The organism is Arthrobacter sp. A5 (assembly GCF_051131705.1).
Classification (GTDB): domain Bacteria; phylum Actinomycetota; class Actinomycetes; order Actinomycetales; family Micrococcaceae; genus Arthrobacter_M.
Map to the genome: position 1 here is coordinate 4,138,167 of NZ_CP180316.1, position 10,623 is coordinate 4,148,789.

Genomic DNA, 10,623 nt, shown 5'->3' on the forward strand with positions numbered 1-10,623 from the left:
TGACGTGGCCGCAGGCGAAGAGAACTCCCACATCCTGAGCGGACTAACCCACCGACTGCCGGACGGCGATCCGGAAGAAACTGCCGAGTGGATCGAGTCCCTGGACTCCCTGATCCAGGAACAGGGCACGGAACGCGCCCAATTCATTATGCGCAGCCTGCTGCAGCGGGCCGGTGCGCAGAGCGTCGGCGTGCCGATGGTGACCACGACGGACTACGTCAATACCATCCCCGCGGACCAGGAGCCGGAGTTCCCGGGGGATGAGGATATTGAACGGCGCTACCGCCGTTGGCTGCGCTGGAATGCCGCCGTGATGGTGCACCGTGCGCAGCGCCCCGATATCGGCGTGGGCGGGCATATTTCCACCTACGCCGGCGCCTCCACCATCTACGAGGTCGGCTTTAACCACTTCTTCCGGGGCAAGGACCACCCCGGCGGCGGAGACCAGATCTTCTTCCAGGGCCACGCCTCCCCCGGCATGTACGCCCGCGCGTTCATGGAAGGCCGGCTGTCCGAGCAGGATCTGGACGGATTCCGGCAGGAAAAGTCCAAGGAAGGGCACGCGCTTTCCTCCTACCCGCACCCGCGCCTGATGCCGGAGTTCTGGGAATTCCCCACCGTTTCCATGGGCATTGGCCCGATGAACGCGATCTACCAGGCGCAGTCCAACCGGTACCTGCACAATCGTGGTCTCAAGGACACCTCCGACCAGCAGGTCTGGGCGTTCCTGGGCGACGGCGAAATGGACGAGCCGGAAAGCCGCGGCCTGCTGCAACTCGCGGCCAATGACAAGCTCGACAACCTCAACTTCGTGATCAACTGCAACCTCCAGCGGCTGGACGGGCCGGTGCGCGGCAACGGCAAGATCATGCAGGAGCTGGAGGCTTTCTTCCGCGGCGCCGGCTGGAACGTGATCAAGGTTGTCTGGGGCCGCGAGTGGGATGACCTGCTGGCCAAGGACCGCGAGGGCGCGCTGGTGGAGGTCATGAATACCACGGTCGACGGCGATTACCAGACCTACAAGGCCGAGTCCGGCGGTTTTGTTCGCGAGCACTTCTTCGGCCAGACCGCGCAGACCAAGGAAATGGTTGCCGATCTGAGCGACGACGAGATCTGGAACCTCAAGCGCGGTGGTCACGACTACCGCAAGGTCTACGCGGCGTACAAGGCCGCCACCGAGTTCAAGGGCAAGCCCACGGTGGTGCTGGTGAAAACGGTCAAGGGTTACGGGCTGGGCACCAACTTCGAGGCCCGCAACGCCACGCACCAGATGAAGAAACTCACGCTCAAGGACCTCAAGGACTTCCGCGATCTGCTCCGCATCCCCATCTCCGACGAGGTACTGGAGAAGGACCCGTACCGGCCCCCGTACTACCACCCGGGGATGGAGGCGCCGGAGATTAAATACCTAATGGAACGCCGCGCCGAACTGGGCGGCTCCGTTCCCGAAAGGCGGACGGCGCATAAGGCGCTGCCGGTGAGCGATTCGAAGAGCTTTGATATCGCCAAGCGTGGCTCCGGCAAACAGCAGGCCGCCACCACGATGGCCTTCGTGCGGCTGTTCAAGGAACTGATCCGGGATAAGGAGTTCGGCAAGCGGATTGTGCCGATCATCCCCGACGAGGCCCGCACGTTCGGCATCGATGCCTTCTTCCCGACGGCGAAGATCTACAACCCGAACGGCCAGAATTACCTGTCAGTGGACCGCGACCTGGTGCTGGCGTACAAGGAATCCACGTCCGGTCAGATTGTGCATGCTGGGATCAACGAGGCCGGTTCCGTCGCTGCGTTCACGGCCGCGGGCACCGCCTACGCCACGCATGGCGAACCGCTGATCCCGGTCTACGTCTTCTACTCCATGTTCGGGTTCCAGCGCACCGGCGACGCCTTCTGGGCCGCCGGGGACCAGATGACCCGCGGTTTCATCATCGGCGCCACCGCGGGCCGCACCACCCTCACGGGTGAAGGACTGCAGCACGCGGACGGACACTCCCCGCTGCTGGCCTCCACCAACCCGGCCGTGGTCACCTACGACCCCGCGTACGGATACGAAATCGGCCATATTATGCGTGCCGGATTGGAGCGCATGTACGGCGGCAAGCACACCGATCCGAACGTTATGTACTACATCACGGTCTACAACGAGCCGATCACGCAGCCAGCCGAGCCGGAGGGCTTGGACGTCAACGCGCTGCTCAAGGGGATGTATCTGCTGGCTCCCTCCCGGACGGAAGGCCCGCGGGCCCAGCTGCTCGCCTCAGGCGTGTCCGTGCCGTGGGCGCTGGAAGCCCAACGGATCCTCGCCGACGACTGGGGAGTTTCGGCCGATGTCTGGTCGGTGACGTCCTGGACCGAGCTGCGCCGCGACGGGCTGGAGGCCGAGGAGCAGGAGTTCCTGGACCCGACGGCGGAACCGCGCCTGCCGTTTGTCACCTCGGCACTGCAGGGCAGCAGCGGACCCGTGATCGCGGTCAGCGACTACATGAAGGCCGTCCCGGATCAGATCCGGCAGTTTGTGCCCGGCGACTACGCGGTGCTCGGGGCCGACGGCTTCGGCTTCTCCGACACCCGCGCCGCCGCCCGCCGGTTCTTCAAGATCGACTCCCACTCCGTCGTCGTCCGGACGCTGCAGCTGCTCGCCAAGCGCGGGGAGGTCGACTCCTCGGTACCGGTACTGGCCGCGGAGAAGTACCAGCTGAACAACGTCAACGCCGGCACCACGGGCGGCGCGGGCGGCGACAGCTAGCGCCGCGCCAGCGCCACACTAAAGGCGGGGTTTCGCCGTCGTCCCGGCGGCAGGACCTGCCACCGGGAGTGCACAGAAAAGCCGGCCCATGACGGACCGGCTTTTCTGTGCGGATCTGACCCGGCAGGACGAAAGGGTCCACGCGCACACCGGCTCCGTGAACAGATCCGAAGCCTTGCTAAAGGTCCAAAACGAGCCGTTTACCCTTGCAGCGCGAGACGCAGATCATCATGGTATCCCCGGCCAGGCGCTCGTCCTCCGAAAGCAGGCTGTCCCGGTGATCGATCTCGCCGCTGACCACCGCTGTCTCGCAGGTACCGCAAATGCCCTCTTGGCAGGAGCTGAGCACCGGCAGGCCGGCGCCTTCCAGCGCCTTCAGGACGGTGGTTCCGGCCGGCACTTCGACTTCGGAGCCATCGGACAGCTCCACGGTGAAATCGTGGTCTCCGTCCACCACCGCCGCAGCAGCACCGGCGTCCGCCGGGTCCGGGACAAACCGCTCAAAGTGAAACCGGGAGGCGTCCGCCCAGGCCCCGGTCATGGACTGGATGATCTTAAGCAGCGGCCCCGGTCCACAGGTGTAGAGATGGAATCCGGCGCCGGGCTGGTGAAGCAGCTCCGCCAGCGGGAAAAGCCCGCTTTCATCGTCGGCATGGATGTGGACGCTGCCGCCGTAGGCCTCTAGCTCGTTAAGGAATGCCATGCTGTTCCGGCTGCGGCCCAGATACACCAGGCGCCAGGGCACACCGGTCTCCGCGGCCCTGCGGATCATCGGCAGGATCGGGGTGATGCCGATGCCGCCGGCGATGAACAGGTATTCGGGGGCCGGCGCCAGCGCGAAGTTGTTCCGCGGTGGACGGACTTGGACCTTGGTGCCGGGCCGCAGCTCATCATGGACAAAGGCAGAGCCACCGCGCCCGGCCGGTTCGCGCAGCACGGCGACACGCCAGTCCGCCTGGCCGGTTTCCGAACACAGGGAGTACTGGCGCATCACCCCGTTGGGCAGCATTAGATCCACGTGCGCCCCGGGCTCCCACTGCGGCAGCTCCCCGCCGAAGGGGCACTGGAGCGTCAAGGAGACCACGCAGTCCGACTCCCGGCTGATGCTGCTGACGTTAACGTCGAAGAACTCTGCTGTTTTCATTGCTTTACTTTCGGTCGTCGGGGCCGGTGGCCATCAGCTGCCCGCTACTCGGAGAGCACTGATGCCAAGAAAGACTTGGTGCGCTCATTCTGGGGATTGGTGATGACGCCGCGGGCCGGTCCCTCTTCAACTACGTGTCCGCCGTCCATGAAGATCACCCGGTCCGCCACATCCCGGGCGAAATTCATCTCGTGGGTGACGACGACCATGGTCATGCCGGACTGTGCGAGGTCCTTCATCACCTTGAGCACCTCGCCCACCAGCTCAGGGTCCAAGGCGGAGGTCGGCTCGTCGAAAAGCATGAGCTTAGGCTCCATGCACAATGCCCGGGCGATGGCCACGCGCTGTTGCTGACCACCGGAGAGCTGCCGCGGGTAGGCGCCGGCTTTGTCGCCCAGCCCCACTTTTTCCAGCAGCCGCAATGCGCGTTCGGCCGCCACCGACTTCTTTTCCTTGCGCACCAACCGTGGAGCCTCGATCAGATTTTCCACGACGGTCATATGCGGGAACAGGTTGAACTGTTGGAAGACCATGCCGATGTCGGTGCGTTGGCGGCAGATGTCCTTGTGGCTCTGTTCGTGGAGCTTCGTGCCTTTGAGGTCATAGCCGACGATCCTGCCGTCGACCCACATCCGCCCGCCGTCGACTGTTTCCAAGTGGTTGATGCAGCGCAGGAAAGTACTCTTGCCGGAACCGGAGGGACCAATCAGGCAGATCACTTCACCGGAGGCCACCTGCAGGTCGATTCCCTTGAGGACCTCGAGGGACCCGTAGCTTTTGCAGATCGCATCCGCCTTGATCATCGGCTCCAGTGTTGCTTGTGCCGTCATGGCCGTCCGCCTTTCAGGGAGAGCGCATCGTGGGTGCGGAAGAACTTCTTTAGCTGCTGCAGGGGTGTGGGCGGCAGGGCCCGCTGGTTGCCGCGGGCGTAACGGCGTTCCAGGTAGTACTGGCCGACGGTCAATACGGACGTAATCAGCAGGTACCACAGGCTGGCGACTATCAGCATGGGGATCGTTTCGAAGGTACGCGCGTAGATGACCTGGGCCGAGTACAGCAGCTCGGGCACCGAGATGACGCTGACCAATGAGGTGGCTTTGAGCATCCCGATGGTCTCATTGCCGGTGGGCGGGATGATGACGCGCATGGCCTGCGGCAGCACTATCCGGCGCATGGTCTGCATCCGGGTAATCCCGAGTGCCTCGGCCGCCTCGATCTGCCCGTTGTCCACGGATAGAATGCCGGCGCGGACAATCTCGGACATATACGCGCCCTGGTTCAGGCCCAGTCCCAGAATGGCCGCGGTCATTGGTGTGATCAGTTGATTGGCGTCCAGATGGATGCCGGGGATGCCCAGGGTGATGACCGGGTATAGCGCCGCCAGGTTGAACCAGAACAGCAGCTGCACCAGGACCGGTGTGCCCCGGAAAAAGTTCACGTAGCCAAATGCCGCCGTGCGCACCACCGGGTTGGTTGACAGCCGCATCACGGCGAAGATGACGCCGAGCACGGTGCCGATCACCATACTGATGGCCGTCAGTTCCAGCGTAATTAGGATCCCCCTGCCGATGGACACCTCGCTGAGGTAGAGCACGACGACGTCCCAGCCGAAGTGGGGATTCGTCAGGACAGAGCGCAGCAACAGTCCCGCCACGGCCAGGATGACGACGGCGGACACCCAGCGGCCGGGATGCCGTGCCTTGACGACAGTGTAGGCGTCGCCTGACGGCTCCGCCGTTGCCGCCGGAGCCGTCAGGGTCGCTGAATCTTCCTTCATCGCTTACTTCTTATCCAGTACGTCGGAGGTCACCAGAACGCTGTCCGGAAGGCCCCATTTGCTGCTGATGCCGCGGTAGAAGCTGCTGTCGAGGACATCCCGGGTGGCTTCCGTGACGGCGTCCTTCAGCCCGGAATCCTTGGCCAGCGCCAGCCCCGCGGGGGCCGGGTCGTAGTCCTTGCCCTTGGCCAACTCGAACTTATTGCCGGCCAGTTTGCTCTGGTAGGCCAATGAGGTGCTGTCCGCCACCACTCCATCGACGCGCCCGGACGTCAGGGCGAGATTGGCCTCGGTTTGCGCTGGGAAGTTCTGCACCTCGATAGCCGCCTTTCCGCTTGCGGTGCATTCCTTCGAGAAGGACGGAATCAGTTCCATGGACTGGATGGACCCCTTCTGCCCGGCAATCTTCTTGCCGCACATCGACGTCGGATCCATCGTGATGTTCTGTGGGTTTCCGGCCATGACGGCAACACCGGAACCACCGTTGATGTACTGGACAAAGTCAACAATTTTCTCGCGCTCGGGCGTGATCGAGTAGGCCGAAAGGGCCATGTCGTATTTGCCCGATGCCAGTCCGGGCAGGATGGTGTCGAAGGTTCCGGCCACATGTTCCGCCTTCAGACCCAGAGCTGCGGCGACGGCGTCGGAAAAGTCGACATCCCAGCCGATGATGGTCTTATTGTCCGTATCGAAGTACTCAAACGGGGCGTAGGTGGGGTCGGACGCGACTCGCAGGACCCCGGCCGAACGGATGCTCTCGGGCAGCAGATCCCGGGCCTTCTGATTGACTTTGATCTCGGTGATGGACGGCGCTGCGGCCGATGTGTCCGCTCCGGAGTTCTTCGGTGCGGCCTCCGAAACGGTGGTACAGGCGCTCATGGACAGCGCCAGGAGCAGGCAACCGGTCACGAGGATGGATTTGCGGGAAGGATGCATTTGGATACCTTTCATGGGCCGACCTGAATGGTCCGGCAACAGTGTCTCTGGACGTAACCGACGAAATTTAGTGCAGCACTGCGCAGTTTTGACGTGTGCGGCACTGCGCGGTGTTGAGGGAACCCGTCAGGGTACCCACCGGAGTACCTTGGCCTTCGTTGGTGCGAGCGTAATGACCTGCACAGCGGAATCTCCGACGGGCAGCGACAGCCGGATGGTCTCCGGATCTTCGCCTTCGACGATGAAGACATCACCGCGGCGCAGCCACCGTTCCCACGGCCCGTTCTCCGCGGCCACGAGTGCTTCGCCCGTCAATGCCGCCACGATGAGCTGCTCCCCGGCGCCGCGCTGAAACAGGCCGGTGTACCCGCCCTCGTAGCGTGCGCTGACTGCGGCAATGTGGCTTTCATCCGCCTCCAGCGTCACAGCCGGTTCCACCGTCGACTCGTTCAGCTCTATCGTCCAGCGCCACGGGTCGCCACGTTCGGCCGAGTCCGGACAGGCCGCAAGGATCCTCGCACCCGACTCGGCGGAGGTTTCCGCGCCCAGGGCGTTGGCCCTGATCAGCATCCACATACCGGACCTACCCGTTCCTGGCGGCAGCAGGCTCCAGTCGTGCCGCCTCCTGGACCTGTGGCCGGGCCTGATGCTCTTTCTTGAGAAGAGCATTGAAGATGCGCCGGGCCTTGGCCACGCCGCCGTCCTGGGCGATGAGGACGTCATGTTCGCCGTCGGGGCGCGTCTGCATACCGATCTCCTGCGCCTCAAGCGCCTCGGCATCTTCGTCCAATACCGTGCCCAGCCCGACGCGCAGTTCCTCGGTGGCCTGTTCATTGTCTACGGCGAAGTTGCGGCTGAAGGCGTAGTAGTACCAGGCATTGTGTTCGTCAATGGGGGTTATACCGTTGAGTACCTTGATCAGGTACCCCTCTTCGCGCGGGCGGCCCACACCGGTGATACCCGAGTGCAGTACATGCATATTGGGCACGAAGAACTCGGTGCAGTGGAAGCGGTCGAACAGCCCCCGGGCGTCCATCGTCTCGGCGTACAGCGGCGGCGCAGCGACGGACGGCATCAGCCGGTCCACACTGACCACGTTGCCTTCCACCTCAACCGTTATGCCGTGCTCGTAAATGTAGTCATCGCCCACAGTTGTCTTGTGCAAGAAGGATTCGTGGGTCAGATCCAGCAGGTTATCGTGGATCAGGGAGGCACGGCACTTGAAATGGTAGGAGTGCGTGACGGTAGCCCACTCGGGGTCGACCATCCAATGCGTGTCCGGCACATCGGCCGGATCGGCCAATTCCGCGTCTCCGGTCCAGACCCAGATCCACCCGTCTTTTTCAACGACGGGGTATTTCCGCACTCGTGCACGCTCCGGAACCGTGGTCTGTCCCGGCACCTTGGTGCACACTCCGTCGGCACCGTAGGTGAAACCGTGGTATCCGCACTCCACCGAATCTCCGATGGTTCGCCCGGCCGAGAGCGGGAACGCCCGGTGAGCACAGCGGTCGGCCAACGCGACTGCTGCATTGTCCTGCCTACGGAAGAGCACGATCGGCTGCTCGCAAATGACGCGACGTACCGGTTTGCGGGTCACTTCGTTGGACCACGCAGCCACGTACCAAGTATTTAATACATACATTTCAAGTCTCCTGACTGACGGTGTATACAATGTATTCGAGGTCACAGTCGGGGGTCAAGGGTTTTTTGTTACGCTTACCTTAATTCGTCGCTCCGAGGCGATGGGGAGAGTTTTCCAGGTCGGTGGCGGGGAAAACCTGAAGCCACGCCAAGATGCCAGAGTCGAACGAACAGAAAGCGGAGGAATGCCTTGGCCGCGCAACCTAGAGACGTAAGACCCCTGGCGGTGCGGGTCTACGAACACATCAGCGGCGACATCGTAAGTGGGGTGCTCCCCGCCGGCACGGCCCTGATCCAGGAACAGGTCGCGGCCCAGTACAGCGTCTCCCGCACTCCTGTCCGGGACGCATTGACACAGCTAACGTTGGAAAACCTGACCACACTGGTGCCGGGCAGAGGGTACATTGTCAATCAGCTCGACGACCGTGAGATCGCCAATGTCTTCGAAGTCCGCTATGCCCTTGAAACGCTGGCCGTCCGGCGGGCCTGCGGTGTCTACACCCCGCAGCAACTGATCCGCATGAACAGCCTCGTTGAGGAAACCGCGATCATTGATCCGGCGGACAGCCTGGAAATCTTCCGCCTCGGCCGGGCCTTCCATATAGCCCTGATGGAGCCCTCCGGCAATGACTTCCTAGTCAATGTGCTCACCTCCATTTGGAACCACCCCGTCCAAAAACGGATCACCCTCACCTACCGCCAGGGCGCAAACTATCTAGCAAAAGTCGTGCATGACCACCGCGGCATACTGCAGGCGCTAAGGGACAATGATCCGGTGGCCGCCGTCGAGGTGCTGAGCCGGTGCCATGATGTCAGCGACCCGAACCGGGCGGAATCGCAGTCACAGCCGCAGGAACCACAGAAGACCTTCGAGCCCGAGGCTGGCGGAAGCTAGACCCGGCTCATCCGCTAGACCCGGCTCATCCAGCAGACCCGGCTCATCCGGCTCGTCCGGCCGCCGTTCCTGACGGGCGTCTTTGCCGCAACCGAGTAGGACCACCGAGTCAACGCCGCCAAGTCCCGGGCCGGGAGAATTCCTCATCGAATAATCTGTTGATTTGAGGACAGACACCGAATACTGTGTATTCAAACGCTCAATCCCCGCCCGATAGAAAATGGTCACAGTGCCTTCACTTCAGCATGACGCGGACGCCCTCCGAGATGAGATCATCGATTTCCGCCGGGCCCTCCACCGCATCCCGGAAATCGGCCTCAACCTGCCGCTGACACAGCGGCTGCTGCTTGACCGGCTGGAGGACCTTGACGGCTTGGAGATTACCCTGGGCCACCGGCAAAGTGCCGTCACTGCCGTGCTGCGCGGCGGACGGCTCAGGGAAGACGGCACCGCCGGCCCCGTGGTTTTACTGCGGGGGGACATGGACGCGCTTCCGGTCAGCGAAGAGACCGGCCTGGATTTTAGCTCCGAAATTCCCGGAGCCATGCACGCCTGCGGGCACGATATGCATGTGGCCGCCCTCTACGGCGCCGTCCGTGTGCTGCACCAGCGACGGGAGGATCTCTGCGGCGACGTGGTTTTCATGTTCCAGCCGGGTGAAGAAGATTACAACGGCGCACGCTTCATGGTTGAAGACGGCGTCCTGGACGCAGCGGGCCGGCAGGTCGAGGCCGCGTTCGGGCTCCATGTCTTTTCCGGCAAGTTCGACAATGGAGTTTTCTACTCCCGTCCGGGCACGCTCATGGCTGGCTGTGAAGAATTTTATGTCACCGTCAGAGGCGAGGGCGGACACGGGTCGCAGCCACATCTGGCCAAGGATCCGGTGCCCGTAGCCTGCGAAATGGTGCTCGCCATGCAGACCCTGGTGACGCGCGGTTTCGACGTATTCGATCCGGTGGTGGCCACCGTCGGGCGGATAGCGGCAGGTACTCTGGGGAATATCATTCCCGACACGGCAAGTTTTGATCTGACGCTGCGGGTCTTCTCGTCGGAGAACCGGGACAGGATCGTTGCCGATGTCCAGCGCCTGTGCCGCGGCATTGCGGATGCCCATGGCATGACGGTGGAGCTCGTGCAGACACCGGACTACCCTGTCACCGTCAACGCGCCGCAGGAACACCAATACTTGGCGGACATCATCACCAAAACCTTCGGAACCGGCAGCTTCCGCGAATTGGATGTGCCGATGACGGGTTCGGAGGATTTCTCACACGTACTGCACGAAGTTCCCGGCGCCTATGTGCTGCTCGGCGCAACTCTCGAGGAGGAACCCCTGAAGGCAGCTATGAACCATTCTCCCCGCGCTGCCTTCGATGACTCTCTCTTGCCGAAAGCCGCGGCTGTCCTGGCCGAACTGGCCTTCCAGCGGGCGGACTATTCTGCCTGAGTCCCCGGGTGGGGATAGATTAGCGCTATGGCAT

Annotated in this window: 9 protein-coding genes; 3 read left to right on the top strand and 6 right to left on the bottom strand. The window is 63.0% G+C overall.

The annotated features are described in order from the left end of the window. Positions 1 to 4 precede the first annotated feature (4 nt). On the top strand, positions 5 to 2,746 hold the full coding sequence (aceE, locus tag ACLLJI_RS19695) for a pyruvate dehydrogenase (acetyl-transferring), homodimeric type (RefSeq protein ID WP_434615935.1): 2,742 nt from the start codon (positions 5 to 7) through the stop codon (positions 2,744 to 2,746). 178 nt (positions 2,747 to 2,924) lie between these two features. On the opposite strand, the gene ACLLJI_RS19700 is transcribed toward aceE, so the two are convergent. The 6 genes from ACLLJI_RS19700 to ACLLJI_RS19725 all read right to left on the bottom strand — a co-directional run bounded on the left by ACLLJI_RS19700 (position 2,925) and on the right by ACLLJI_RS19725 (position 8,248). Continuing rightward, positions 2,925 to 3,890, bottom strand: a complete 966-nt coding sequence (locus tag ACLLJI_RS19700; protein WP_434615938.1) for a PDR/VanB family oxidoreductase — start codon at positions 3,888 to 3,890, stop codon at positions 2,925 to 2,927. A gap of 44 nt (positions 3,891 to 3,934) precedes the next feature. Then, the gene (locus ACLLJI_RS19705; RefSeq protein ID WP_434615941.1) at positions 3,935 to 4,720 is read right to left on the bottom strand and encodes an amino acid ABC transporter ATP-binding protein; all 786 of its coding nucleotides are present in this window, start codon (positions 4,718 to 4,720) and stop codon (positions 3,935 to 3,937) included. Beyond that, entirely contained in the window at positions 4,717 to 5,667 is a 951-nt protein-coding gene (locus ACLLJI_RS19710; protein ID WP_434615944.1) for an amino acid ABC transporter permease, read from the bottom strand. The genes ACLLJI_RS19705 and ACLLJI_RS19710 overlap by 4 nt, the downstream gene beginning before the upstream one ends. A 3-nt stretch (positions 5,668 to 5,670) precedes the next feature. After that, on the bottom strand, positions 5,671 to 6,618 hold the full coding sequence (locus tag ACLLJI_RS19715; RefSeq protein WP_434615947.1) for an ABC transporter substrate-binding protein: 948 nt from the start codon (positions 6,616 to 6,618) through the stop codon (positions 5,671 to 5,673). Positions 6,619 to 6,729: 111 nt separating this feature from the next. Next, positions 6,730 to 7,179 carry a hypothetical protein gene (locus ACLLJI_RS19720; protein ID WP_434615950.1) on the bottom strand — a complete coding sequence of 150 codons (450 nt, stop codon included), beginning with the start codon at positions 7,177 to 7,179 and terminating at the stop codon, positions 6,730 to 6,732. A 7-nt stretch (positions 7,180 to 7,186) separates the two neighbouring features. Next, positions 7,187 to 8,248: a Rieske 2Fe-2S domain-containing protein gene (locus ACLLJI_RS19725; protein WP_434615953.1), complete on the bottom strand. Its 1,062-nt coding sequence runs from the start codon at positions 8,246 to 8,248 to the stop codon at positions 7,187 to 7,189. Positions 8,249 to 8,437: 189 nt separating this feature from the next. Here ACLLJI_RS19725 and ACLLJI_RS19730 point away from each other — a divergent pair, with 189 nt between their 5' ends. Then, positions 8,438 to 9,142 (top strand): GntR family transcriptional regulator, encoded by a 705-nt coding sequence (locus ACLLJI_RS19730; RefSeq protein WP_434615956.1) that lies wholly within the window; start codon positions 8,438 to 8,440, stop codon positions 9,140 to 9,142. Positions 9,143 to 9,362: 220 nt separating this feature from the next. Further along, entirely contained in the window at positions 9,363 to 10,589 is a 1,227-nt protein-coding gene (locus ACLLJI_RS19735; protein ID WP_434615959.1) for a M20 metallopeptidase family protein, read from the top strand. Positions 10,590 to 10,623: the final 34 nt, after the last annotated feature.